Raw genomic sequence first — 23,352 nt, forward strand, 5'->3', positions numbered from 1 at the left:
CGACCTCCACACGACTCTGTGTTGAAAAAGGCTCTGGTTTCAAAGGATTTCGGGTTCAACGATTGTTGCGGGCTCGACGCCGCCGCTGGTCCAGGTAGACAGCGGCGACCAGGACCGCCCCGACGGCGATCGGCTGCCAGAACGGGCGAACACCGGCCATCACGAACCCGGCGTCGAGCACCGCCGGGATGAAAATGCCGATGACGCTGCCGAGAACCGACCCGATGCCGCCGAACAGGCTGGTTCCGCCCAGCACCACGGCGGCGATCGAGTTCAGGTTGTCGTTGCTGTGGCCGCTGATCGTGGTCGTGCCGAAGTAGGCCAGCGACATGAAACCGGCCAGCCCGGCCAGCACACCGGTCAGGGTGTAGACCGCGATGAGGTGGCGGGTCACCTTGATCCCGCTGCGCCTCGCGGCTTCGGCGTTGGAACCGATCGCGTAGGTGTAGCGGCCGAAAGCCGTGGTGTGCAGCAGCCACATCGCCAGCAGCGTGATGATCGCGGCCAAGATCACCAGGTTCGGCACCACCGCGAAGGACGTTCCGGTGCCGAGCGTGGTGCGCAGCGCGGAGGGAACCGTGCGCACGTCGATGCCGTTGGTCAGCAGCTGCGCGGCACCCAGCGCAGCGCCGAACGAGCCGAGCGTGACGATCAGCGCGGGCACCCGCGCCACCGCCACCAGCAGCCCGTTGAGCAGGCCCCACACAGCGCCACCGAACAGCGCGGCGACCAGGCCGATCGCGATGACGCTCCAACCCGCGCCGGTCGCGTCGCCGCCGCTGAGCGACTCCATCGTCATGGCCGACACGACCCCGGCGAACACCAGCACCGAGCCCACCGACAGGTCGATGCCGGAGGTGGTGATCACGAAGGTCATGCCGACGGCGAGCATCAGCAGCGGCGCCGCCTGAACCAGCAGGTTCTGCACGTTGAACAGGGTCAGGAACGCGTCCGGGCGCAGTGCGCTGAACAGCGCGCACAGCACCACCAGCACCAGACCGGTCCACACCGTGTTGGAACCGGCCAGTCGCGAGCGCAGGCTCGAGGCGGGTTCGTCCGGCGCCTGCTGAGCGGAGGTCTCGTCGGAGGTCTTCTGCGGGTTGGGCATCAGCTCGCGTCCTCCTGGGACAGGGCCCCGGTCATCGCACCGACCAGGTCCTCCAGCTCGGCTTCTGCGGCGTTGAACCGGGCCACCCGGCTGCCCAGGCGCAGCACCTCGACCCGGTCGGCGACCGAGAGGACCTCGGGCATGTTGTGGCTGATCAGCACGACGGCCATGCCGGTGTCGCGCACCCGGCGGACGACGTCGAGGACGCGTTCGCGCTGCACCACGCCCAGCGCGGCGGTCGGTTCGTCGAGGAACACCAGGCGGCTCGCCCACGCCACCGACCGGGCCACCGCGACGCTCTGGCGCTGGCCACCGGACAGCGCACCGATGGGCACCGACAGGTCCGGCAGCGACACCCCGAACTTGGCGAACTGCTCGGTGGCTTCGGTGCGCATCTTGGCCTTGTCGAGCATGCCGAGCTTGCCGAGCAGGCCGGGCAGCCGGATCTCGCGTCCCAGGAACAGATTCGCGGCCGGATCCAGGTCCGGTGCCACGGCCAGGTCCTGGTACGCGGTCTCGATGCCGTGACCGCGCGCCGCGGTCGGGGAATCCAGTGACACGGGCTTTCCCTCGACCAGGATCTGGCCCGAGTCCGGTTGCTCCACCCCGGACAGGCACTTCACCAGGGTCGATTTGCCCGCACCGTTGTCACCGATGAGCGCGACCACTTCACCGGGGTGAACGGTGAAGGAGGCCCCCCGCAGCGCTTCCACGCTGCCGTAGCGCTTGACGAGGTCACGTGCTTCGAGAAGGGGTTCTGTCATGCGTGGCTCCCAGCTGACGGAGGTCTGCACAGCACGGTGGTGAGGTCGCCTTCGAGGCGGGACTGCCCGGCGGCGTGCGGCACGACGGCGGTGGTTCCGCGGCGCAGCGGCACATGGGAACCATCCGCGCAGTGCAGTTCTCCGCTGCCGTCGAGCACGATCAGCACGCCGAAGGACGGGTCGAGTTCGGCCGAGCCGTGCAGGCGGTCGGCGCGGAAGAACGGTGCGGCGTCATCGGCGAGCAGCGGAACGCGCCCTTCACCCACATCACCCGTGCGCTTGATCAACGACGACAGGAGCGCGTCGTCGAAACCGGAGCGGTTGACCGTCTCCAGCGCGGTCGTGGTCTCCAGGCCGAGGAACGCGCCTTCGGCGTCGGACAGGAATCCCTGCCATTCCAAGGTGATCGAGAAGTCGGTGGGCTGCTGCAACTCCACGATGAACACCCCGGCGCCGATGGCGTGCGGAGTGCCCGCGGGCACGTGGACCGTGTCACCCGGCTTGACCGGGATCTCGTTGAGCGAGCCCAGCATCGCCGAGGAGTCCTGGGTGCGAACCCACTCGGCCACCACCTCCGGCGCCACGTCGTCCCGGAACCCCAGGTACACCACGGGGTTCGCGCCGCTGGTGCCCACCACAATCCAGGCTTCGGTCTTGCCGAACCGCGATCCCAGGTGCCGCTTGGCGAACCCGTCATCGGGGTGGCAGTGCACCGGCAGCCGCTGCCCGGCGTCGAGCAACTTCACCAGCAGCGCCGTGCTGTCGCCGAAGGCCGACACGTGCTCGGCGCCCAGCCAGGAGCGCGGATCGGCGCTGACGACGTCGCGCAGCAGCCGCCCGTCGGGCAGTCGCGACAGTCCGGACTCCTCCTGTCCGAACCGGGTGGTGGTGGAGGCGACCCAGTCTTCTGGGCCGAACTCGCGGTCATCTCCGCCGCCGCGCAGCGCGGCGATCGACGCGCCACCCCGGTAGAACTGCCGGGGCTGGTTCGCCGGCAGCACGGTTGCCTGCGCGGATGGTGAACTGTGGACGGAACTCAACGAACTACCTCTCCAGATCCTCGGACCAGCAGCCTGGTCGGGACGACGACGCGACCGGGCGGCGAGGTGTCGCCGTCCAGTCGCGCGAACAGCAACTCGGCCGCGGACTTGCCCAACGCCCAGGTGTCGTGGGTGACCACGGTGATCGGTGGGTCCAGCAGGTCGGCGAGCTCGAAGTCGTCGAAGCCCACCAGTGCTGGGCGCGACGGCCGTCCGGCCAGGGCGCGCAGCGCGTGAACGGTGATCCGGTTGTTGCCGGTGACCAGCGCGGTGGCCTCGCGCAGCGGGCCGGACAGCGCGTCGGCGACGGAGGCGTCGGTGTGCGGGCCCATCACGACCAGCTCGGCGTCGAACGGAACACCGGCTTGGGCGCAGCCCTCGCGGAACCCCCGGAGCCGTTCGGCGGCGGTGTGGATCTCGGGGGCGTCACCGAGGAACGCGATGCGGCGGTGGCCGTGGTCGGCGAGGTGCCGGGCCGCCTGCGCGGTGCCGCCGGCGTTGTCGATGAGCACCGAGTCGGCGTCGAGGTTGCCCGGCGGGCGGTCGACGAACACCACCGGTGTTCCCGCGTTGATCTCGTGAGCGATGTATCCATGCCGGTGACCTGCGGGAACGACGATGAGGCCGTCGACGCGGCGTGCGCAGAACTCGAGCACGAGCTCCCGCTCGCGCGTCGGGTCCTCGTCGGAGGAACCGGTGAGCACCTGCTTGCCCTGCATGCGGGCGACTTCCTCCACCGCGCGGGTCAGCACCGAGTAGAAGGGGTTGGCCAGGTCTTCCAGGACGAGGCCGAGGGTGCCGGTTCCGGTGCCGCGCCGGAGGTTGCGGGCGCTGATGTTGCGGCGGAACCCGAGCTGGTCGATCGCGGACAGCACGCGCTGCGCGGTCGCCGGGTGCACGCCGGCCTCGGCGTTGACCACGCGGGAGACCGTCTTGACGCTCACGCCGGCCAGCCGCGCGACGTCGGTCATGGTGGCGCGGCGGACGTTCCTCGAGTCAGACAACGTTGTCATGGCGAGCCGGATTGGACCTCACGGATGAGCGTCCTGTCAATGTCCGGTGCCCGTTCCTGCTGCGCCTGGCCGCCGGGAATCGGCCGTCCGGCTCAAGCGCGGTGAAGGTCGCGATCCTCGCCCGCAGTCGCGGGGTGGTGACAGGAAAGTTCCCTTCCTCGCGGCTCAAGGGCGCTCGCGTGGCGCGGTCAAGGCCTCGGACGGCGTAACCGGCGGGCCGGTTCGGCGCTCGGCGGTGTCCAAAAACGACAGGAACGGTGCTGCGCGTTGACCTCGGCCACGGCTGCCCGCGACGGTGGTGCCGCGTGGCTTGACAAGGTTGTCCAGGTGCGGAGAAGACGATGCTTCCAGGCATGTCCAGAAGGTCCGTGTTGCGCGCGTTGGGTGCGGCGGCGGTCGCGGGTGGGATGTTCTCGACCACCTCCGGCCAGGCCTCGGCGAGAGGGAGGTGGAAGCCGGTCGCCGATGCTGTCCGCGAGGAATACCTGTGGGCGTGGCGCCACTACGTCGAGCGCGCCCTCGGCGCCGACCACATCAAGCCGATCTCCGGTGGCCGGGAGGACTTCTTCGTCGAGGGCCACTCGGTCGGGCTGAGCCTCGTCGAGGCGGTGGACACCTTGTGGTTGATGGAGGCCGACGCTGAAGTCGCCCGGGCCGTGCAGTGGATCGTCGACCACCTGGACTTCGACGTCGACGCGCCGTTCCAGGTCTTCGAGACCAACATCCGCATGGTCGGCGGGCTCGCCGCCGCCTACCACTGCACCGGCGATCCTCGGCTGCTCGAGCGGGCCGAGGACGTCGCGGACCGGATGCTCCCGGCCTTCACCGAGTCGCCGACCGGCCTGCCGTACCGGTACGTGAACCTGGCGACCGGGCAGGTGAGCGATCCCGAGACCAACATCGTCGAGATCGGCACCTACATCGCGGAATTCGGCGTCCTGTCGCGGTGGACGGGGGCAGCCGCTACTACGACCGGGCGAAACGCGCGCTGCGCGTCGCCTACGACGAGCGCACCGAACTCGGCCTGCTGCCGCACGACATCAACGCCGAGACCGGGCAGTGGCGCAACCGCCAGGCGACCGTCGGGCCGCCCGGCGACTCGTACTACGAGTACCTCTGGGACGGCTACCGGCTCTTCGGCGATCCCGAGCTCAAGCAGTGGTACGGCACGCTCACCGAGGCGATCTTGGCGCGCCAGGCCGAGCGCCGGGACGGGTTGCTGTGGTTCCCGCAGGTCGACGCGTTCACCGGGGAGGGCCTCAGCCGGGAGCAGAGCGTCCTCGCCGGCTTCTACGCGGGACTGCTCGCCGAATCCGGGCACCTTGCCGAAGGGCGCGCCTACCACGACGCCTTCAACGTCGTGCAGGACCGGTTCGGCGTGATCCCGACCTTCGTCGACTACTCGACGATGACGGCCACCCGCGTGGACAACGCCCTGCGGCCGGAGTTCGCCGACTCAGCGCTGATGCTGTGGCTGGCCACCGGCGACGAGGTGTTCCGCGAACGCGCCCACGTCCACTTCAAGAACATGGTCGCCACGTCCAAGACCACCTACGGATTCGCGTCCCTGACCGACGTCACCGCCAAGCCACCGTCCCAAGAGGACTCCTGCCCGGGCTACTGGTGGTCGGAGCAGATGAAGTACTACTGGCTGCTGTTCTCCGACACCCCGCGCCTGGACTACGAGGACCACTACCTCAGCACCGAGGCCAACCTGCTGCGCGGGGCGCGGCGCTGAGCTGTGGATGGGAACCTTCCTGTCACCGCAGTGCGCGAAAGGTTCCCATCCTCGCGCCGGCGGCGCGGATACCCTGGGGTCATGGCCGATCATGTGCAGGTGGTCACCACCACCGACTCCGAGGAGTCCGCTGCCGCGCTCGCCAGGGGTGTCGTGGAGGCACGGCTGGGGGCGTGCGTGCAGGTCGTCCCGATCCGCAGCTTCTACGTGTGGGACGGTGCGGCGCAGGACGATCCGGAGTGGCAGCTGCAGATCAAGACCTCCGGTGACCGGTTGGACCCCCTCATCGCGCACCTTCGCGCCCATCACGGCTACGACGTTCCGGAGATCATCGCGACTCCGATCATCGGCGGGAACCCCGGCTACCTGTCGTGGGTCGACGAGCAGACCACTCCGGCGTCCGGGTGACGCGCGCCACCGGGCACACTCGCTGGAGGTGCCGTGCTAATCGGAAGTGGGGTCGACGTGCCGCGTAGCTATGGCGGGTGGTTCCGGCTGGTGGCGATCGCCGAGGCGTTGTCCTGGGCGGGACTGCTGGTGGCGATGGCGTTCAAGTACGGGCTCGGGTGGCCGCTGGGAGTGACCGTCATGGGCTCGATCCACGGCGCCATGTTCACCGCTTACGTGGTGATCGCGCTGGTCGTGTTCAGCCCGCTGCGCTGGCGCTTCTGGACGCTGGCGATCGCGCTGGTGGCCTCGGTGCCGCCGCTGGCCACGGTGTGGTTCGAGCGCTGGGCCAACGGTCGCGGGCTGCTCACCGAGCCCGATTCGGATGCCCCGACGTTCTGGGGGCGCGTGCGCTACGTGCTCAAGGAGCTGAACTAGAAGTCGCCGGCCGCGTGCCGGACCTTGCCGAGCAGTTCGGTGAGCTGCTGGGTCTGGCGCTCGGTGATGCCGCCGAGCCCGAAGTCGATCTCGTTGACGGCGTCGGTGGCCTTCTTCATCAGGTACCGGCCCTCTTCGGTGATCTCCACCAGGGTGGTGCGCCGGTCGGTCGGGTGCGGCACGCGCCGGACCAGGCCGTCCTGCTCGAGCCGGTCGACGATGTTGGTGACGCTGGTGGGGTGCAGCTGCAGCCGGTCGCCCATCACGCGCATCGGCAGGCTGCCGCGTCGGGAGAACGTCAGCAGCACCAGGGCCTCGTAGCGGGCGAAGGTCAGGTTGTGCGGGCGCAGGGCGTTGTCGACGGCGGACTGCAGGATCTGCTGCACGCGCATCACGCTGGTCACCGCGGCCATCGTCGTCGACGGGCCGATCCGCTCTGCCCAGATCTCTGCCGCGCGCGCGATGGGGTCGAAGGGCAGTGGACCACGGGAGCTCATAGCGCTCGACGCTAGCAGCGAGAGCGAGCGAGCCGGATGGCTGTGCTGCTACTACTTGGCGTGGGATTCATTTCAGGTGGACCAACCGATGGGAGCGGACGTGCTGGTGGCCTTCAGTGTTGCCCCGAGCGGGGCCGGTGAGAGCGATGGTGTCAGCGAGGCGGTGGCCGCGGCGGTGAAGGTGGTCCGGGAATCGGGCCTGCCGCACGAGACGACCTCGATGTTCACCACGATCGAAGGTGAGTGGGACGAGGTCATGGACGTCGTCAAGCGCGCCACCGAGGCGGTGTCGGCGCACGCCCCGCGAACCAGCCTGGTGCTCAAGGCCGACATCCGTCCCGGGCACACCGGGCAGCTGCGGGCCAAGGTGGAGCGGGTCGAAGAACATCTCCGCGAACAGTAGGTGAACGCGAAGCGGGGGTGGTGTCGTCGTCGACACCACCCCCGCGATCACGTCAGGCTGCGACTGACGTCAGCCCTCCGGGTGGTCGACCACCGGGGCGTTGACGCACTCGCTGCTCTGCGGCGACAGAATCGGGACGACGACGCCGATCGCGGCACCCACGTTGTTGCCGCAGGCCTGCACCGGGACGGCGCTGATGTTGTTGTCGTCCAGCAGGTTGACGCCGTCGTTGTCGGCGGTGTCCGCGAACGCGGTGCTGCCCAGGGTCACGATGCTGAGGGCGGCGACGCCGGCGGCGCCGGCAACACGGGTTGCAATACGCACTGTTTCGAACCTCTCGTTGAACTACTGGCCGAAGGTCCCCCACGAGAGACCCCGAAGCCCGCGAGGAGACGCACAGTCCCTCGACGGGCTCTGTGTCCTCTTCGGCGATCACTGCGGGGGGACATGAGGGTTTGATCGCCTACACCACCTTTTCGAGTGGTTTCGTTCACCGGTTCGAATTGATCTTTGCTGTTCCGGGCGTGTCTGGTTGAGCGCATTCGGTAACCCGGCCCGCTGCCCGGAAGTGACCTTGAGCCGCGCGGTGCGAGGAAGGTCGCCCTCATCGCACTCCCACGCACCACGCCGCTGGTCGGACGTGTCAGGATGGAACCGTGACGAGGCCGGATCCACGCCAGAACGCAGCAGCGATGTCCGCCGCGATGGCGGGCGCAGTCGACCTGTCGGCTCTCAAGAGCCGCGCCGAGGTCGCCAACTCCACCGCGCAGCCGCCGAGCGGTGGCGGCGACGGTGCGGCCGGTGAACCGCACCCGGCGATCATCGAGGTCACCGAGGCCGACTTCCAGGCCGAGGTGGTCGAGCGGTCCCTGCAGGTGCCGGTCGTCGTCGACCTGTGGGCGACCTGGTGCGAGCCGTGCAAGCAGCTGTCCCCCGCGCTGGAGAAGCTCGCGCGCGAGGGCAACGGCGCCTGGGTGCTGGCCAAGATCGACGTCGACGCCAACCCGCGCATCGCGCAGCTGTTCCAGGTGCAGTCGGTGCCGATGGTGATCGCGGTGGCCGGTGGACAGCCGGTCGACGGTTTCGCCGGCGCCCAGCCCGAACCGCAGCTCCGCGAGTGGATCGGACAGCTGCTCAACGCCCTGCGCGACCAGCTGCCCGGCATCCGCGCCGCCGAGGAGGGCGCGGCCGGGGCCGAGCCCGAAGAGGAGCCCGAGGACCCGCGGTTCACCGCGGCCGAGGACGCCCTGGAGAAGGGCGACTTCGCCGGTGCCGAGGCCGCCTACCAGCAGATCCTCGACAGCGAGCCGAACAACGAGCAGGCCAAGGCGGCCCTCGTGCAGGTGCGCTTCATGGCGCGCGCCGAGCAGGCCGACCCGTCCGCGATCGAGCGCGCCGACGCGTCCCCGGACGACCTCGACGCCCAGATCGCGGCCGCCGACGCGGAGGTCGCGTTCGGCAAGGTCGACGAGGGCTTCGCGCGCCTGATCCAGACCGTCAAGCGCACCTCGGGCGACGATCGCGACCGGGTTCGCACGCACCTGGTCGAGCTGTTCGAGATCTTCCCGGAGGGGGACGAGCGGGTCGCCAAGGCTCGTCGCAACCTCGCCAGCGCGCTGTTCTGACCTTCACCTCGCGGGCGCCCTCGGAACCTCCCACGGGTTCCGGGGGCGCCCGCGTTTCACCGCGCGAGAGGCTCCCCTCCTCGCCGATCCCACCGGGGCCGGGTGATCAGGCCGGGACCACGAGGCGCTCGCGGAGCGCGGTCAGGCCGTCCTCGCCGAGACCCGCCGCCCGCAGGTGGTCGGCGAAGTCGCGGCCGCCGACGACCTCGTCGAGGACGTCTCGTTCGGTGGTGCCCTGCTGGGCGAGGAACTCCCGGATCTTCGGGGTGTCGTCGCCCAACCCGGCCGCGGCGCACAGCTCCGCGCGGCGCTGGTGGCTGAGCGCGTAGTCCTCGGCGATGTCGGCCGCGCTCACCCCGAGCGAAGCCAGCAGGACCAGGACGATCAGCCCGGTGCGGTCCCGGCCGCTGCCGCAGTGCACCAGCACCCCGCCCGGTTCGGCGTGCACCAGGGAACTGACGACGTCACCGACGAGTCCGGGGAAGCGGTCGAGGAACGGCCCGTAGTACAGCGGAGGTCACGAGAAGGCCCCGCCCCAGCGCTGCCAGAACTCGGTGTCCGACGGGTCGTCCAGCGGGATCCGGATCGTGGTCAGGCCGGTGGGACGTGGTGCGCGCTCGGTTTCGTCCTCGCCGGTCAGGTCGATGACCGTGCGCATCCCGTGCTGCCACAAACCTTCCCAGCCCGCGGCGGTCAGCGCGGCAGGGTGCTCGGCGCGCACCACGGCACCCCAGCGGATCAGCCCACCTCGGGCGGGCAGAACTCCCAGATCACGAGCGTTGCGGAAGCCGTCGAAGTCCAGAACCCGTTGTCGACTCATGCCCCGGAGACGTGCGGGCGCGGTCCGGGGTTGTGGGTGAAGGGGGTCAGCCGTCGTACTTGGTGCTGCACGGCGCGAGGCCTTCCTGCACGCCGACGCGGAAGGCCTCCACCCGCGCGAAACCGACCGGGACCTGGTCTCCCTTGACGTTCGCCGAGATCAGGCTCTCCTCGCCGAGCAGCGCGGACACCCCCTCGTCGATGTCGTCGGGCACGATCCGCAGCTTGCCGACAGGATTGCGCTGCCCGATCGGGTCTTCCACCAGCAGGCCGCTCCAAGCGCCCACCATGCACGCGGTGCGCAGCCCGGCGGCCTCGTCGTCGAGCCGGTACCCGGCCGACTTCTGCACCGACAGCGCGTACCGGGAGGCGATCTGGGCGTAGGCGGCGAAATCGCCGTAGCCGGCGGACTGGCTCGCCTTGTTCGGCGGAGTGGCGATCTCGCGCAGTTCCGGGACGTTCAGCGAGATCGTGTTCGTCTCCGTGCAGTAGGAAGCCGGCGAGGTCGGTTGCCGTCCGGAGCAGGTCTTGGGCTCGGAGACGACCCTCGGCGGCTCGGCGCCGGTGTCCCGGAACACCGCCCGCAGGCTCTCCTCCACCGCGCGCAGGCTCTTGTCATCGATGGGCAGCTCGGTTTCCTGCTGGGTGGGCTTCCAGTTCTGGAACAGCGTCGTGCGCTTCTTGACCTCGTCGCTGGTCATCTTCGCGCACCGCTCGGGGCCCTCGCTGAAGCCGTACTGGAAGGCGCTGACCCGGTCGAAGGCCGTGCCGTGCGCGTTGCTGCCGGTGAAGTCGGAGGTTCCGGGGGAGTCGCGGATGAAGTTGAGCACGCCCATGACCTCGTTGAGGCCCGAGCCGGTGGAGACCTGGAAGTACTGCGAAGAACCCTCGGCCACGTGCCGGAAGTAGGCGCCGGTGAAGCAGTCCGCCTGCTGCTCGAGCACGATCACGGGATCGTTCTGCCCAGCGGTGCCCGCCCGGTGCTGCACGGCGTGACCCATCTCGTGCGCCAGCACGGTCACCACCGCGAGCGGGCCGAAGCTGTTGTTGAGCTCGGGCAGCAGCTCTCCGCGATCCCAGGCGACCAGGTCCTCGGGCGGGCAGTAGAAGGCGTTGACCATCCCACCGGTGCTCTGCCCGCACAGCGGGGCGCCGGGAGCCGCTGAGTCGTAGGAGATCAGTCGTTTGACGGGCTCGAACTTCTTGCCGCCGAAGGCCTCTGGGAAGGCCTCAGCCCAGTAGGCGTCGACGTCGGCGACCGCGTTGCGCGCCAGCTCGTCCATCTCGCCGTTGTCGGTGCCCTCCACCGCGAGCGGAGCCTGCGGGGCGCCTTCCTTCGGCCCGCTCGGACCGTCGGCTGCGGGGAGCCCGGCCACGCTGGTCGTCGAGTAGCCGCCCAGCGTCGTGGGAACGCCGCTGATGACCTGCGAGCACCCGCTGACCAGCGTCGCGCAGGTGAATGCCGAGACCACGGCACCGAGGATCCGCTTCCGCCGCCGGCTTACCGTCGCCACCACTCCACGCGCCCCATCTCGCTGCCGGTACCGAACTCGTTCGCGCCGGGCCGGTCACGCGGCCCGGTCTTCGCGCAGCAGCCTATCGGGTGACCGATCTTCGTCACGGCCGATCTCGGCCGCCGCCGGTCGCGAATGACAGGAAGGTTCCCATGCTCACCTCGGAGCGGTGGGCGGGTGTGACAGGAAGGTTCCCCTCCTCAGCTCAGGCACCCGCCCGCGCCGGAGCGCAACCCGTCGCGGAAGGCCGCGATCCGGTCGGAACCGCTCATCGGTTCGCCGCCGCGGGAGACCGCGTCGGATTCCAGGACGACCTGCACCGCCTCGTCCAGGTCGCCGGGGGACAGGTTCGGTTGGTCGGCGGTGAAGGAGCCGGTCAGGCAGGTGATGGCGGATCCGGTGGGGCGGTGGCCGAGTTCGGTCAGCGCTGCCAGCGCGTAGCGGGAGGCCAGGAGCGTGGTGACCGCCTGGTCGCCGATGTCGTCGTGCGTGCGGGCCAGCGCTGCCGGATCCGCGGTGACCGTCGGCGGCGCCGGGCAGTAGCCGACCGGGCCGCTCGCCCCGGGACATCCGGTGGAACGCGACGGAGGGACCCATCGTCCGCCCTGCTCGGTGACGGCGGTCCGGAAGTAGTCGTCGATCGCGGTGGTGTCCAGGACCGATGTCAGGGGAGCGTTGCGGTCGTCGTCGACCGGTTCGGCCACGTGGCTCTCGCTCACCTGGGTGCAGCCGCGCGGGCCGCCGGTGAAGCCGTGCTGGAAGGCCGTCACCCGGTCGAAGGCGGTGCCGTGGCCGCTGGTGCCCACCGGGTCGCGGAAGACCGTGATGGCGCGCAGCCCGTCGTCGAGCCGGTCCGGTGTGGTGCGCAGGTGCGGGGCGTGGCCGTCGGAGACCCAGCGGAGGAACGATCCCGCGTAGCAGTCGGCCATCGATTCCAGTCGCAGCGGTTCGCCTTCGGCGAGACCGGCTCGCTGCTGCACGGCGTGCCCGATCTCGTGGGCCAGCACCACCGCCACCGCCGTGTCCCCGTAGTGCTCGCGCAGCACAGGCAGCAGCGCGGCGCGGTCCCAGGCGATGGCGTCCACCGATTGGCAGTAGTACGCGTTGCCCTCGACCTCCTGCGGGCTGGACGCGCAAGGCGGAGCGGTGCCGGTGGCGTTGCCGGTGTCGACCGAGAAGAACCCGCCGTCGAGGTCCCGCCAGGGCCCGCCGAACGCGGCCGGGTAGGCCTGCGCCCAGTAGGCCTGCACGTCGGTCACGACGGTGGCCGCCAGCCGGTCGGTGCCGCCGCGGTCGGTGCCGTGCACGAACGCCGGATCGACCGTGGGTTCCGCCACATCCGGTGGTGCGGCCGGGGTCGTGCAGGCGCTGATAATCAGCCCGACGGTTGCCGCGACAAGTCCGAATGCACGCACGCGCCCCAGCTTCCCACCCGTCTCGGGGACGGCGGGGGCGCTGGTGCGCATCGCACGCGAGCGTGTCGAGCGAGATATGGTCCGCTCCCGTGAGAGCCGTCCACCGCTTTACCGTCCGGGCCCACCTGCCCGAGCCGCTCAGCGCTCTGGGCAAGCTGGCGACCAACCTGCGCTGGGCGTGGCACCCGCCCACCCAGGACCTGTTCTCGGCGGTCGACCCGCAGGTGTGGGCTGGGGTGGGAGCTGATCCGCTGCGGCTGCTGGCGGAGGTGCCCGCCGAGCGGTTGCGCCAGCTCGCCGGTGACGAGGACTTCCTCGCGCGCACCCGCGCGGTCGGTGATGACCTGCGCCGCTACCTCACCGTGCCGCGCTGGTACCAGCAGCGGCAGGACGAGGGCGCCGAGCTGCCCGCCTCGATCGCCTACTTCTCGATGGAGTTCGGTCTCACCGAGGCGCTGCCGAACTACTCCGGCGGGCTCGGCGTGCTCGCGGGTGATCACCTGAAATCGGCTTCCGACCTCGGGGTTCCCCTGATCGGGGTCGGTTTGCTCTACCGCTCGGGCTACTTCCGGCAGGGCCTGTCGTCGGAGGGCTGGCAGGTCGAGCACTACCCGGTGATCGACCCTCGCGGCCTGCCGCTGGAGGTGCTCACCGACGAGGACGACCGGCCGGTCGTGGTGAAGGTCGCCATGCCCGCGGGACGCACCCTGCACGCGCGGGTCTGGAAGGCGCAGGTCGGCCGGGTTCCGCTGCTGCTGCTCGACAGCGACCTGCCGGACAACGACGACGACCTGCGGGGCACCACCGACCGGCTCTACGGCGGCGACGCCGAGCACAAGATCCGCCAGCAGATCCTCGCCGGCATCGGCGGGGTGCGGGCGGTGCGCGCCTACTGCCGGCTCACCGGCCATCCGCAGCCCGAGGTGTTCCACACCAACGAGGGGCACGCGGGCTTCCTGGGCCTGGAGCGGATCCGGGAGTTGCAGGCCGACCCGGGACTGGAGTTCGACCAGGCCACGGCCGCGGTGCGGGCGGGGACCGTGTTCACCACGCACACCCCGGTCCCGGCTGGCATCGACCGGTTCCCGGTGGACCTGGTGCGGCACTACTTCGACGACGGCGCGGAGCGGCCACTGCTGCCCGGGGTGCCCTCGGATCGGGTGCTGGCGCTGGGCGCCGAGGACAACCCGGGCATGTTCAACATGGCGCACATGGGGTTGCGGCTGGCGCAGCGCGCCAACGGGGTCTCGGAGCTGCACGGCGAAGTGATCCGCAAGATGTTCCGCAACCTGTGGCCGGGGTTCGGGGTGGAGGAGGTCCCGATCCGGTCGGTCACCAACGGCGTGCACGGCCCGACGTGGTCGGCTCGCGAACTCGGCAAGTTGCTGGGCGAGTCCGAGATGGACAGCGGTGCCGGGTTGCGCGGGATGGAACCGGTCAGCGATTCGCTGCTGTGGGAGCTGCGGTGCTCGCTGCGCCAGCGGCTGATCGACGAGGTGCGGCGCCGATTGCGCATCGCTTGGCAGCAGCGCGGCGCCTCGGACCTGGAGCTGGGCTGGTGCGACTCGGTTTTCGACCCCGAGGTGCTCACGATCGGTTTCGCGCGGCGGGTTCCCACCTACAAGCGGGCGACGCTGATGTTGCGCGACACCGACCGGTTGCGAGAGCTGCTGCTGGACTCCGAGCGGCCGGTGCAGATCGTGGTGGCGGGCAAGTCGCACCCGGCGGACGAGGGCGGCAAGGCGATGATCCAGCGGATCGTGCGCTTCGCCGACAGCGCTGATGTGCGGCACCGGATCGTGTTCCTGCCGGATTACGACATGTCGCTGGCCCGCTACCTGGTGTCGGGCTGCGACGTGTGGCTGAACAACCCGGTGCGCCCGCTGGAGGCGTGCGGCACGTCGGGGATGAAGGCCGCGCTCAACGGGGTGCTGAACCTGTCGGTGCGCGACGGTTGGTGGGACGAGATGTACGACGGCCGCAACGGGTGGGCGATCCCCAACGCCGACGGGGTCACCGACCCGAACCGTCGCGACGACCTGGAGGCCGCGGCGCTGTACGAGCTGATCTCCGAGCACGTGGCGCCGATGTACTACGAGCGCAACAGCGACGGCGTGCCCGGCAAGTGGATGTCGATGGTGCGGCACACCCTGGCCACGTTGGGGCCGCGGGTGCAGGCGTCGCGGATGATCCGCGAGTACGTCGACGGGCACTACACGCCGGCCGCGCAGTCGATGCGCGCGATGTCGGAGGACGGTTTCCGCGGCGCGCGGGAGATCGCCGACTACCGGGCGCGGCTGCAGGCGGCCTGGAACCGGGTGCGGGTCGGGGACACCGAGATGTCGGTGGACCACGGGACGCCGCTGCTGGGCGGTCAGGTCACGGTGCGGGCCAGGGTGGACCTGGCGGGCCTCGATCAGTCCGATGTGGACGTCGAGGTCGTGGTGGGCCGGGTCGACGACAACGACGTGCTGCACGACTTCGTGACCGCGTCGATGAAGCCCATCGGTGATGGTCGCTACGCGGCCGCCGTGACCCTCCCGCACGCCGGTCCCGCCGGTTACAACGTGCGCGTCCTGCCCCGGCACCCGCTGCTGTCGGAACCGGCGGAACTGGGCAAGGTCGTCCTCGCCGGCTGAGTTCGCGCGTGTGCGTTCAGCGCGCCCGGCGGAGTCCGACTGCCCCGAGGGCCAGGAAGATCAGCGCCGTGGTGCACACGCCCGCCCAGCCGTGCAGGCCGTAGGCGAAGCTGCCCGCGGCCGAGCCGGTGGCGCCCGCCAGGAACGTCGAGAGCATGAAGATCGTGTTCAAACGGCCACCGGCCGCGGGGTTCACCGACAGCGCGGCGTTCTGGTTCGCGGCCTGGCCGACCTGGAGTCCGATCGGCACGGCTGCGGTGCCGATCAGCAGGGCCGTCAGCGAACTCGTGCCCAGGAACAGCACGAGCGAGGCGAACGCCAGCGCGGCCAGCCCGAGCGCCCCGACCAGCCGTGGCCCGCGGCGGTCGACCACCTTGCCAGCGGCGGGGGCCAGTGCGGCGCTGAGCAGACCGAGCAGTCCGACGAGTCCGGCCTCGGCGACGGTGAACCCGTGCGGCGGTGCGGTGAGCACCAGCGCGAGCGTCGTCCAGACGGCGTTGAACGCGGCGAAGCTCCCCGCTTGGCGCAGGCACGCTCGGCGGAGACCGGGTTCGCTGCGCAGGTAGCCGGGGAGCGAGCGCAGCAGGGACCAGTAGTTCACCGGTTCCCGCCGCCCGTCGCTGGGCAGCGCGCGAACCGTCCACAACCCCACGATCAGCGTCAGCGCCGCCGCGACGGCGAAGACCGATCGCCAGCCCAGCGCCCCGGCGAGCTGGCCGGAAACGACGCGGGCGCCCATGATTCCGGTGATCAGCCCGGCCTGCACCCAGGACATGGCGGTGCCGCGCTGGGCGGGGTCGGCCAGCTGCACGACCAGCGGGATCAGGATCTGCGGCACGACGGTGGTCACCGCCGCCAGGCCTGCCAACACCGCGAGCACCGGAAGGGAAGGTGCGAGGGAACTTCCCACCAGCAGCAGCGCGGTGAGGACGCTGAGCGCGCCGACCATCTTCCGGCGGTCGGCGCTGTCGCCGAGGGGGATGACGAACAGCAGGCCGGCCGAGTAGCCGAGCATCGCCGTGGTCACGACGATGCCGGCGCTCTGCGCGGTGGCGCCGAACGTTTCGGCGATGGGGCCGATGATCGGCTGCGCGAGGTAGATGTTGGCGACGGTGATGCCGGCGCACAGCGCGGCGGCGAACAGCAGTCCGCGGCTGAGGCGGCCGGTGTCGGGGACGACGGCGGTCATCTGCTCTCCGCAGGAAGTGGTGTAACCAACTGGTTGGTTACATTCTGGTTCGGGTGCGGATTCGTGTCAACCAGGTGGCTGGTCACGGCGGTACAGTGCCGCTGTGTCCCGCAACGCCGAAGCCACCAAGGCCCGGATCTTCCAGGCCGCGACGACCGAGTTCGCCGAGCACGGCATCGCAGGCGCCCGCGTTGACCGCATCGCCAAGCAGGCCCAGGCCAACAAGCAGCTGATCTACGCCTACTTCGGCAGCAAGGACGCCCTGTTCAGCGCAGTCCTGGAAGCGGCGATGGCCGAACTCGCCGCCGAGGTCCCCATCGACGGCGAGGACCTCCCCGGATACGTCGACCGCCTCGCCGCCTACCACTCGGCCAACCCGCACGTCATGCGGCTGCTGATGTGGGAATCGCTGGAGCGCGGCGAGAGCGGAGTCGTCGCCGAGTCCGATCGCGCCGAGCACTACCGCGACAAGGTCGACGCCGTCCGCCGGGCCCAGCGCACGGGCGCGGTCACCGAAGCCATCGACCCGGGCATGCTCGTCCTGCTGGCCCTCGGCACGATCAGCTGGCCCCTCGCCGTGCCCCAGCTGCGGCGCATGGTGCTGGGCGAGACCGACGTCGACGATCTGCGCTCGGCAGCTCGCGAAGCGGTCCGCCGCCTCACCGACCCGAGCTGACCCGGCCCGAGCGCGAAGAAGAGCATGGGAACCTTTCGCTCATACACTGCGCCTGGAAGTGGCAGGGAGGTTCCCTTCCTCACCCCGCCGCGGTACGGAACGTGCGCCGGTAGGCCAGGGGCGTGACCCCGATCGCGGCGTGCAGGTGCTGGCGCAGCGACGCGGCCGTGGCGAAGCCGACCTTCCCGGCGATCTGGTCGACCGAAAGATCGCTGGTCTCCAGCAGCTGTCGCGCGCGGGCCAGTCGCTGCTGCGTCAACCACCGACCAGGACTGGCGCCGACCTCCTCGTGGAACCGGCGGACGAACGTGCGGTGGCTCAACCGCGCGTGCGCTGCGAGATCGGCCACGGTCAGCGGCCGGTGCAGGTTCTGCAACGCCCACGCCCTCGTCGCCGCCGTGCCCTGGCCGGCCGGGTCGGGAATGGGTTGTTCGATGTACTGGGCCTGGCCGCCGTCGCGGAACGGCGGCACCACGCAGCACCGCGCCACCTGGTTGGCGACCTCGCTGCCGTGGTCGGATCGCACCAGGTGCAGGCAGACGTCGATGCCCGAGGCGGCACCCGCGGAGGTCAGCACGTCGCCGTCCTCGACGAACAGCACGTCCGGATCCAGTTGCACGGTCGGGAACAGGCGCCGGAAATCATCGGTGAGCCGCCAGTGCGTGGTGGCCGGCCTGCCGTCGAGCAGCCCGGCGGCGGCGAGCAGGAACGCGCCGGTGCAGATCGACACGATCCGCGTCGCGGGGCGGATCGCGGCCAGCGCTCGCCTCACCGGATCGGGCAGTTCAGGCGAGATCAGCGCCACGTCGAAGGGCGGGATGATCACGGTGTCGGCAGTGGCCAGCAGCTCGGGGCCGTGCTCGGCCGAGATCATGAAGTCGGCGTTGCTGCGCACCGGACCACCGTCGACGGTGCAGGTCATGACCTCGTAGCGGCGCCCGGCGCTGCCGAAGACGCGCTGCGGGATGCCGAGTTCGAAGGGGTAGACCCCGTCCAACGCCAGCACGGCCACACGATGCATGGCAGGATCCTATCGAATGTTGTCATCCCTGCCATTTCGAGATCGGTGCAGATGAGGCAGGGTGGGGCACATGAGTGAAACCATGCGTGCCATCACCCAGGACGTGTACGGCGGCCCGGAGGTGCTGCGCGAGGCGCAGCTGGACAAGCCCGAGCCAGGGCCGAGCGAGGTCCTGATCCGGGTGCGCGCTGCCGGCGTCAACCCGACCGACTGGAAGCACCGCGCGGGGCAGGGATTCCTCAGCGAGCCGCCGCGCATCCTCGGTTGGGACGTGTCCGGCGTCGTGGAGGCCATCGGAACCGGCGTCACCATCCACAAGCCCGGTGACGAGGTCTTCGGCATGCTGCCCTACCCGTTCGGCCTCGGTTCCCACGCCGAGTACGTGACCGGCCCGGCCCGCGCATTCGCCGCCAAACCCGCTGGTGTCGACCACGTGCAAGCAGGCGCGATCCCGTTGGCGGCCCTGACGGCGTGGCAGGCGCTCAACGACACCGCGAACCTGCAGTCCGGTCAGCGGATCCTGATCCACGCCGCCGCGGGCGGAGTCGGGCACCTCGCGGTGCAGATCGCCAAGGCCAAGGGCGCCCACGTCATCGCGACCGCGAGCAAGAGCAAGCACGAGTTCCTGACCGGGCTGGGCGTCGACGAGCTCGTCGACTACACCTCGGTCGACTTCACCGAAGCCGTCAGCGACGTCGACGTGGTCCTAGACCCGATCGCCGCCGACTACCGCAGCCGCTCGCTGCAGGTGCTGCGCAAGGGCGGAATCCTCGTCTCGATCCTGCCCTACGACCGGGAGGAACTCGTCGCTGAAGCCGAAGAGCTCGGCGTTCGCGCCGAGGTGCTGCTCGTCGAAGCCGACCAGGCGGGGATGCGGGCCATTCGGGAACTGGTCGAGGCGGGCAAGCTGCGCGCCGAGATCGCCGGAACGTTCCCGCTGGCCGACGCGGCCAAGGCGCACGCCCAAGGCGAAACCGGCCGGACCCAGGGGAAGCTCGTGCTGAGCATCGACTGACGTTCGCGCGGTACGAGCAGGGGAACCTTCCTGTCACTTCGAATGGCAGGAAGGTTCCCCTGCTCTCAACTCACCGACAGTCGTTGGCGGGTTTCGGTCACGCGCGGCGACCACGGCGCGAGCTCCTCGGCGCGGGCCAGGGCCGCTCGGGCGGCCGCGTTGTCGCGGAGGGCCATGTGCGCGCGGGCGAGGGTCGCGAAGTCGTCGGCGCGCGACAGCGGCGAGTGGTTGTACTCGGCGCCGCTGGTCGCCAGCCGGACCGCGTTGTCCGCGTCGCCTTCGATCAGTGCCAGCAACCCGTTGGTCCCGTTGAGCTCGAACTCCGGATAGCCGAGCTGCACGGCGTCCTCGAGGGCTTTCTTCGCCGTCGGCAGCAGGCTCTCGGCCGGCATCTGCCCGGACTCGATGGCCTTGAACCCCAGCCCCGCCAGACCCGCCAGCAGGTAGGACATCTTGCGCGGCGGAACGTCGTTGTCGGACAGGAACTTCAACAGCAGCAGCACACCGGGCGCGTAGAGCCCGCGGGACTCCAGCACCGCGATCTGGCAGGACACCGTCGCGTTGATGCCGGGGAATCGCTCGGCGAGCTCGTCGGCATGGGTCTGCGCGGTGTCGAGGTCGCCGCTGCGCAGCGCCTCGTAGGCGCGCGCCGCCACCGGCGCGGCGAGGAAGTCGGAGCGTTCCGGGTCCTTGATCCGGGGGAGCGAGAACAGCAGCCAGCCCGTCGAGGTCGTCAGCGGTACCCGCTTGGGCCAGAGCTTGACGAGCATGAACGCGCTCATCGCCAGCGCCAGGCCGCGCCCGAACGCCCCCGGGACCACGAGCCAGGCGGCGGCCACGGCGGCAACGCCCAGCAGCGCCGAGACCAGCCCGGCCAGCCAGCAGCGCAGGATCACCGGCGAGCGCCACGGCCCGATCTGCGCGCGCAACGTCACCGGCAGCGACCGGAACGTGAAGGTCGTGCTGCCGCGCTTGAACGACGCGACCTCCCGCATCGCGCCGAACACGACCTGGCGCACCCGAAGCCCGAAGATCACCGAACCCAGCAGCAAGCCGGCCTGGGTGGCCACCGGCAGCAGGATCGCTCCCACCACACCGCCCGCCCAACTGGCGGCGACGCTGGCGAAACCGGTCCCGAGGACCAGCTCGACCGCCGCTAGGACAACCGCGCCCACCACGGTGACCAGCACCCAAGGACGGAGCAAAAGGCTCTGAGCTCGCACAAGGAACGGAGCCTACGGGACCGGTCCCCGCCGAGGAGGCGCTTTGCTCGCAGTCACCGCCGCCCGGGCCGTGAAGTGCGCAAGGGAACCTTCCTGTCACTTCACCGGGCCGGTGGTGACAGGAAGGTTCCCTTGCGCAGGTCAGGTGACGGCGGTGGTCTCATGATCTCGGCTGCGCTAACCCAGCAGCGGGGTCAGCAGGTCCGCGCCGTGGCCCACGTTCGACGGATGAGGTGTCGGGCTGACACGAGCACGGCGGTCAGCAGTGCCACGGCAAGCACGACGATGATGACCAGTCCGACGGTCGCGAGGTTCATCAGAGCCGGTTTTCATAGCGGCTGGCCCCAAGTAGATCGCTGCGCCGCAGACGAGGAACACGAGAACTTCGGTTGGCTGGGGTGTTCGGTGGAGGACTACCGGGGCGTGCAGCAGACCGATGAGGGCGCAGATCGTGGCCAGGCGATGCGCTTTCGGGTGTTGTGCCTTCATCGCTGGCGCCCTAGCGGTCCTCTGGTTGCCGCCAGAGGAGGATGTCGAGCCAGCGGTGGCCTGCTCTGCGGCGGGCCCGTGCCCACAAGGTCCACACGATGTTGCTGATGATCACGCCGCAGAGGAAGAGGGCGATGACGGGGTAGAAGACCGCCGGGGGTAGTGGCTGCCGGGGACCGTGGAGCGTGGTCGCTGATGCGGGGTCGAACCAGGCTTGTAGCTGTTCGCGTTTCCGAATCGCGTTGACCGCCAGGGCGACCGCGAGGGCACCCGCGAGTGCCCATTTCGCCCATGCTGGCAGGACGGGGACGATGAGGTTTGCGGCGCCTAGAGCCAGGGCGCTGGCGACGGGCACGAGAACCTGCTTGTGGCGAGTCAGCCAGTCACGCATTCCGGTCACCCCGGGCGGCGCGTCGTTCTTGGCGCCACGCTCGTCCGAAGCCCGCCAGGGGCACGAGCAAGGCCACGATCAGTGCCAGGGTTATGAGGGAGCTGACGGGACGCGGGAGATCATCTGGCCGGAACGCGTTCCAGAGGAAGCCGGGCAAGCCAACGCAGGGCATGACCCATAGCCACCGCTCCGACTTCGATGCTTGCGCCCATGCTTGGCGAATCGTGCGGCGGTTCGGCGACCGCCGGTTGAGCACGAACATGGCTACCGTGATCCCCACGGTGGTCACCCCGAAGGTGCTCAGGGCGATGACCGCGACGATTTGATCGCTAGTCAACCCGATCACCCCGGCGGGCGCGGGCGTAGCGCACAGGGGCCCGCGCGAACACGGCCAGGCCCGTTGCGGTGACCATCGCGACAAGCAGCGGATGGATCCTGTTGGACGCGCCGACGGCGGCGGTGAGGACGATCGCGCCGCCGTTGAGCACCGAGAGCAAGAGATCGACCCGCTCTGATCGGACGTCTGGGTTCCGGTTCACGGCGGCGATGGTGAAACGTTGTTCAGATCAGCGGCAAACCAGTCAGGCGCGGGGTGTGGGGCAGGACACGATCACAACGTGGCGTGTTGCTGCTGGTGTTCGGCCGGGTGCTTTTGGTGACCGTGGCGGTCGCGAATTCAGGAACGCTGCGGCGTCGTCGCAGTTTGAGTTGTTTGGTGGTCGCCCGGACGCCGTCGCTGCGGGATTCGAAATCCTTCAGATAGCCGCAGGCGAGGCTCCGGGTGCCTGATGCATCGCCCAACATCAGGTGGCGACAGTCCACACGGCTCAGCGCCAACTACGAAAGAAAGGGAACCTTCCTGTCACTTCACCGGGCCGGCGGTGACAGGAAGGTTCCCTTGTGCAGGTCAGGTGACGGCGGTGGTGGTGGGAAGGCCTTGTTCCTTCCAGGCGCGGAAGCCGCCTGCCAGGTCGGTGGCCTTGGTGAGGCCGAGTTCCTGGGCTTGGGCTGCGGCGAGGCTGGAGGCGTAGCCCTCGTTGCAGACCAGGACGACCGGGCGCTGCGGGTGCAGGCCGGTGAGGCGGTGGTTGCCCGCCGGGTCGAGGCGCCATTCCAGGACGATTCGCTCCACCGTGAGGGCGCCGGGGATGGCGCCGTCGGTGAGGCGGTCTGACTCCGGCCGGATGTCGATGATCAGGCCGCCGTCGCGCTGGATCTCGTACGCCTCCTGCGGTGAGACCCTGGCCAGCTTCTCGCGGGATTCGGCCAGCAGGTGCTCGATCCCGTACGGGCCGGTTCCGACCTGCTCGGCGCGGGGTTCGGGGATGCGGGTCATCACACGACCTCGTTTCGCTGCGGCGGAACGGCGGGGACCTCGGCCAGGTCGGCGTAATAGCGGACCGGCAGCAGCGGCGGTGAGTAGGCGTGCACGCTGGCGGAGTTGACCGAGCTGACGTTGGTCACCTGGTGCGCGCGGCCGGGGCCGAACCCGATTCCGGTGCCCAGGTCGTGGTGCTTGGTGCGGACCGGTCCGGCGGCGTAGCGGTAGTCCTCGCGCAGCGCGCCGAACAGGACCGAGAACGAACCGGAAGCACCGCCGTGGTCGTGGGCGGGAGTGCCCTGGCCGGGCGCCCACGACAGCAACCACAGCTCGACGCCCGCGGTCAGGCCGAGCTTGGCCCACCACCGCTGCTGCTCGTCGATGCGCACGATGTTCATCAGCTCGGAGGTCAGTTCGCTGGCGACGAGGCCGGTGAGGTCGCGCAGTTCGCGCGGCGACCAGTTGAGGTGGTCCGGCCGGATCAGGTCCCGCAGCAGCGGGATGTCGAGTTCGGGGTGCACTTCGGCGTCGCCGAGCGCGGGCACCGGTGCGGTCGGGGTGTATTCGGACAGCGGGGCGGACGGGTTTTCGGGCCGCGTGATGCTCAAGGTGTCTCCAGGTGTCTTG

General features: G+C 70.0%; 24 protein-coding genes and 2 pseudogenes. 8 read left to right on the forward strand and 18 right to left on the reverse strand.

What is annotated here, in order from left to right; all coding sequences use genetic code 11:
• Positions 1 to 55: 55 nt before the first annotated feature.
• From R4I43_RS13025 to R4I43_RS13040, 4 genes are read right to left on the reverse strand one after another with little or no spacing between them, the layout of a single operon-like run.
• On the reverse strand, positions 56 to 1,108 hold the full coding sequence (locus R4I43_RS13025) for an ABC transporter permease (protein WP_324265853.1): 1,053 nt from the start codon (positions 1,106 to 1,108) through the stop codon (positions 56 to 58).
• A complete protein-coding gene (locus tag R4I43_RS13030; protein WP_324265854.1) occupies positions 1,108 to 1,872 on the reverse strand; it encodes an ATP-binding cassette domain-containing protein in 765 nt (254 codons plus the stop codon). Before R4I43_RS13030 ends, R4I43_RS13025 begins: the two co-directional genes overlap by 1 nt.
• Positions 1,869 to 2,873, reverse strand: coding sequence for a class I mannose-6-phosphate isomerase (locus R4I43_RS13035; protein ID WP_324265855.1), 1,005 nt, complete (start codon positions 2,871 to 2,873; stop codon positions 1,869 to 1,871). Before R4I43_RS13035 ends, R4I43_RS13030 begins: the two co-directional genes overlap by 4 nt.
• A gap of 35 nt (positions 2,874 to 2,908) precedes the next feature.
• Complete coding sequence (locus tag R4I43_RS13040) at positions 2,909 to 3,883, reverse strand: LacI family DNA-binding transcriptional regulator (protein ID WP_324265895.1); 975 nt, start codon at positions 3,881 to 3,883, stop codon at positions 2,909 to 2,911.
• Between the two features lie 449 nt (positions 3,884 to 4,332).
• On the opposite strand from R4I43_RS13040, the pseudogene R4I43_RS13045 reads away from it, so the two are divergent.
• The 3 genes and pseudogenes from R4I43_RS13045 to R4I43_RS13055 all read left to right on the forward strand — a co-directional run bounded on the left by R4I43_RS13045 (position 4,333) and on the right by R4I43_RS13055 (position 6,488).
• A pseudogene (locus tag R4I43_RS13045) lies at positions 4,333 to 5,663 on the forward strand (glycoside hydrolase family 47 protein).
• An 81-nt stretch (positions 5,664 to 5,744) separates the two neighbouring features.
• Positions 5,745 to 6,071 (forward strand): divalent-cation tolerance protein CutA, encoded by a 327-nt coding sequence (gene cutA / locus R4I43_RS13050; protein ID WP_324265856.1) that lies wholly within the window; start codon positions 5,745 to 5,747, stop codon positions 6,069 to 6,071.
• A gap of 57 nt (positions 6,072 to 6,128) precedes the next feature.
• Positions 6,129 to 6,488: a DUF3817 domain-containing protein gene (locus R4I43_RS13055; RefSeq protein WP_324265857.1), complete on the forward strand. Its 360-nt coding sequence runs from the start codon at positions 6,129 to 6,131 to the stop codon at positions 6,486 to 6,488.
• Here the strand turns inward: R4I43_RS13055 and R4I43_RS13060 are convergent.
• Complete coding sequence (locus R4I43_RS13060; protein ID WP_324265858.1) at positions 6,485 to 6,985, reverse strand: MarR family winged helix-turn-helix transcriptional regulator; 501 nt, start codon at positions 6,983 to 6,985, stop codon at positions 6,485 to 6,487. The two genes, R4I43_RS13055 and R4I43_RS13060, sit on opposite strands and share 4 nt — an antisense overlap.
• Before the next feature lie 100 nt (positions 6,986 to 7,085).
• Between R4I43_RS13060 and R4I43_RS13065 the strand changes: the two genes are divergently transcribed.
• Complete coding sequence (locus R4I43_RS13065; RefSeq protein WP_324265896.1) at positions 7,086 to 7,388, forward strand: MTH1187 family thiamine-binding protein; 303 nt, start codon at positions 7,086 to 7,088, stop codon at positions 7,386 to 7,388.
• A 69-nt stretch (positions 7,389 to 7,457) separates the two neighbouring features.
• Here the strand turns inward: R4I43_RS13065 and R4I43_RS13070 are convergent, their stop codons facing one another.
• Positions 7,458 to 7,712 carry a hypothetical protein gene (locus R4I43_RS13070; RefSeq protein ID WP_324265859.1) on the reverse strand — a complete coding sequence of 85 codons (255 nt, stop codon included), beginning with the start codon at positions 7,710 to 7,712 and terminating at the stop codon, positions 7,458 to 7,460.
• Positions 7,713 to 8,080: 368 nt separating this feature from the next.
• On the opposite strand from R4I43_RS13070, the gene R4I43_RS13075 reads away from it, so the two are divergent.
• Positions 8,081 to 9,013 (forward strand): tetratricopeptide repeat protein, encoded by a 933-nt coding sequence (locus R4I43_RS13075; protein ID WP_324265897.1) that lies wholly within the window; start codon positions 8,081 to 8,083, stop codon positions 9,011 to 9,013.
• Between the two features lie 106 nt (positions 9,014 to 9,119).
• On the opposite strand, the pseudogene R4I43_RS13080 reads toward R4I43_RS13075, so the two are convergent.
• The 3 genes and pseudogenes from R4I43_RS13080 to R4I43_RS13090 form a co-directional block, all read right to left on the reverse strand.
• Positions 9,120 to 9,833: pseudogene (locus R4I43_RS13080) on the reverse strand (tyrosine-protein phosphatase).
• Between the two features lie 46 nt (positions 9,834 to 9,879).
• Positions 9,880 to 11,304, reverse strand: a complete 1,425-nt coding sequence (locus R4I43_RS13085) for a neutral zinc metallopeptidase (RefSeq protein WP_324265860.1) — start codon at positions 11,302 to 11,304, stop codon at positions 9,880 to 9,882.
• Between the two features lie 242 nt (positions 11,305 to 11,546).
• Positions 11,547 to 12,761 carry a neutral zinc metallopeptidase gene (locus R4I43_RS13090; protein ID WP_324265861.1) on the reverse strand — a complete coding sequence of 405 codons (1,215 nt, stop codon included), beginning with the start codon at positions 12,759 to 12,761 and terminating at the stop codon, positions 11,547 to 11,549.
• A gap of 89 nt (positions 12,762 to 12,850) precedes the next feature.
• Here R4I43_RS13090 and glgP point away from each other — a divergent pair, with 89 nt between their 5' ends.
• The gene (gene glgP, locus R4I43_RS13095) at positions 12,851 to 15,400 is read left to right on the forward strand and encodes an alpha-glucan family phosphorylase (protein ID WP_324265862.1); all 2,550 of its coding nucleotides are present in this window, start codon (positions 12,851 to 12,853) and stop codon (positions 15,398 to 15,400) included.
• A gap of 16 nt (positions 15,401 to 15,416) precedes the next feature.
• Here the strand turns inward: glgP and R4I43_RS13100 are convergent, their stop codons facing one another.
• Positions 15,417 to 16,589 (reverse strand): MFS transporter, encoded by a 1,173-nt coding sequence (locus R4I43_RS13100; protein ID WP_324265863.1) that lies wholly within the window; start codon positions 16,587 to 16,589, stop codon positions 15,417 to 15,419.
• Between the two features lie 103 nt (positions 16,590 to 16,692).
• Here R4I43_RS13100 and R4I43_RS13105 point away from each other — a divergent pair, with 103 nt between their 5' ends.
• Complete coding sequence (locus R4I43_RS13105) at positions 16,693 to 17,265, forward strand: TetR family transcriptional regulator (protein ID WP_324265864.1); 573 nt, start codon at positions 16,693 to 16,695, stop codon at positions 17,263 to 17,265.
• Between the two features lie 79 nt (positions 17,266 to 17,344).
• Here the strand turns inward: R4I43_RS13105 and R4I43_RS13110 are convergent, their stop codons facing one another.
• A complete protein-coding gene (locus R4I43_RS13110; protein ID WP_324265865.1) occupies positions 17,345 to 18,286 on the reverse strand; it encodes a GlxA family transcriptional regulator in 942 nt (313 codons plus the stop codon).
• A 70-nt stretch (positions 18,287 to 18,356) separates the two neighbouring features.
• Here R4I43_RS13110 and R4I43_RS13115 point away from each other — a divergent pair, with 70 nt between their 5' ends.
• Positions 18,357 to 19,301: an NADP-dependent oxidoreductase gene (locus R4I43_RS13115; RefSeq protein WP_324265866.1), complete on the forward strand. Its 945-nt coding sequence runs from the start codon at positions 18,357 to 18,359 to the stop codon at positions 19,299 to 19,301.
• Between the two features lie 65 nt (positions 19,302 to 19,366).
• On the opposite strand, the gene R4I43_RS13120 is transcribed toward R4I43_RS13115, so the two are convergent.
• The 7 genes from R4I43_RS13120 to R4I43_RS13150 all read right to left on the reverse strand — a co-directional run bounded on the left by R4I43_RS13120 (position 19,367) and on the right by R4I43_RS13150 (position 23,297).
• On the reverse strand, positions 19,367 to 20,491 hold the full coding sequence (locus tag R4I43_RS13120; protein ID WP_324265867.1) for a hypothetical protein: 1,125 nt from the start codon (positions 20,489 to 20,491) through the stop codon (positions 19,367 to 19,369).
• 532 nt (positions 20,492 to 21,023) lie between these two features.
• On the reverse strand, positions 21,024 to 21,404 hold the full coding sequence (locus tag R4I43_RS13125; protein WP_324265868.1) for a hypothetical protein: 381 nt from the start codon (positions 21,402 to 21,404) through the stop codon (positions 21,024 to 21,026).
• Positions 21,397 to 21,741, reverse strand: a complete 345-nt coding sequence (locus tag R4I43_RS13130; protein WP_324265869.1) for a hypothetical protein — start codon at positions 21,739 to 21,741, stop codon at positions 21,397 to 21,399. The genes R4I43_RS13125 and R4I43_RS13130 overlap by 8 nt, the downstream gene beginning before the upstream one ends.
• On the reverse strand, positions 21,734 to 21,943 hold the full coding sequence (locus tag R4I43_RS13135) for a hypothetical protein (RefSeq protein WP_324265870.1): 210 nt from the start codon (positions 21,941 to 21,943) through the stop codon (positions 21,734 to 21,736). Before R4I43_RS13135 ends, R4I43_RS13130 begins: the two co-directional genes overlap by 8 nt.
• Positions 21,944 to 21,965: 22 nt before the next feature.
• On the reverse strand, positions 21,966 to 22,241 hold the full coding sequence (locus R4I43_RS13140) for a hypothetical protein (RefSeq protein WP_324265871.1): 276 nt from the start codon (positions 22,239 to 22,241) through the stop codon (positions 21,966 to 21,968).
• Between the two features lie 70 nt (positions 22,242 to 22,311).
• The gene (locus R4I43_RS13145) at positions 22,312 to 22,740 is read right to left on the reverse strand and encodes a rhodanese-like domain-containing protein (RefSeq protein WP_324265872.1); all 429 of its coding nucleotides are present in this window, start codon (positions 22,738 to 22,740) and stop codon (positions 22,312 to 22,314) included.
• Complete coding sequence (locus tag R4I43_RS13150; RefSeq protein ID WP_407691241.1) at positions 22,740 to 23,297, reverse strand: cysteine dioxygenase; 558 nt, start codon at positions 23,295 to 23,297, stop codon at positions 22,740 to 22,742. The genes R4I43_RS13145 and R4I43_RS13150 overlap by 1 nt, the downstream gene beginning before the upstream one ends.
• Positions 23,298 to 23,352: the final 55 nt, after the last annotated feature.

Source organism: Saccharopolyspora mangrovi, from assembly GCF_035320975.1.
Lineage (GTDB): Bacteria > Actinomycetota > Actinomycetes > Mycobacteriales > Pseudonocardiaceae > Saccharopolyspora > Saccharopolyspora mangrovi.

Coding starts and splice junctions, on each gene's coding strand:
- cutA (WP_324265856.1), top strand. CDS start 5,745: ATGGCCGATCATGTGCAGGTGGTCACCACCACCGACTCCGAGGAGTCC.
- R4I43_RS13060 (WP_324265858.1), bottom strand. CDS start 6,985: ATGAGCTCCCGTGGTCCACTGCCCTTCGACCCCATCGCGCGCGCGGCA.
- R4I43_RS13075 (WP_324265897.1), top strand. CDS start 8,081: ATGTCCGCCGCGATGGCGGGCGCAGTCGACCTGTCGGCTCTCAAGAGC.
- R4I43_RS13125 (WP_324265868.1), bottom strand. CDS start 21,404: ATGCGTGACTGGCTGACTCGCCACAAGCAGGTTCTCGTGCCCGTCGCC.
- R4I43_RS13110 (WP_324265865.1), bottom strand. CDS start 18,286: ATGCATCGTGTGGCCGTGCTGGCGTTGGACGGGGTCTACCCCTTCGAA.
- R4I43_RS13040 (WP_324265895.1), bottom strand. CDS start 3,883: ATGACCGACGTCGCGCGGCTGGCCGGCGTGAGCGTCAAGACGGTCTCC.
- R4I43_RS13145 (WP_324265872.1), bottom strand. CDS start 22,740: ATGACCCGCATCCCCGAACCCCGCGCCGAGCAGGTCGGAACCGGCCCG.
- R4I43_RS13025 (WP_324265853.1), bottom strand. CDS start 1,108: ATGCCCAACCCGCAGAAGACCTCCGACGAGACCTCCGCTCAGCAGGCG.
- R4I43_RS13030 (WP_324265854.1), bottom strand. CDS start 1,872: ATGACAGAACCCCTTCTCGAAGCACGTGACCTCGTCAAGCGCTACGGC.
- R4I43_RS13115 (WP_324265866.1), top strand. CDS start 18,357: ATGAGTGAAACCATGCGTGCCATCACCCAGGACGTGTACGGCGGCCCG.
- R4I43_RS13100 (WP_324265863.1), bottom strand. CDS start 16,589: ATGACCGCCGTCGTCCCCGACACCGGCCGCCTCAGCCGCGGACTGCTG.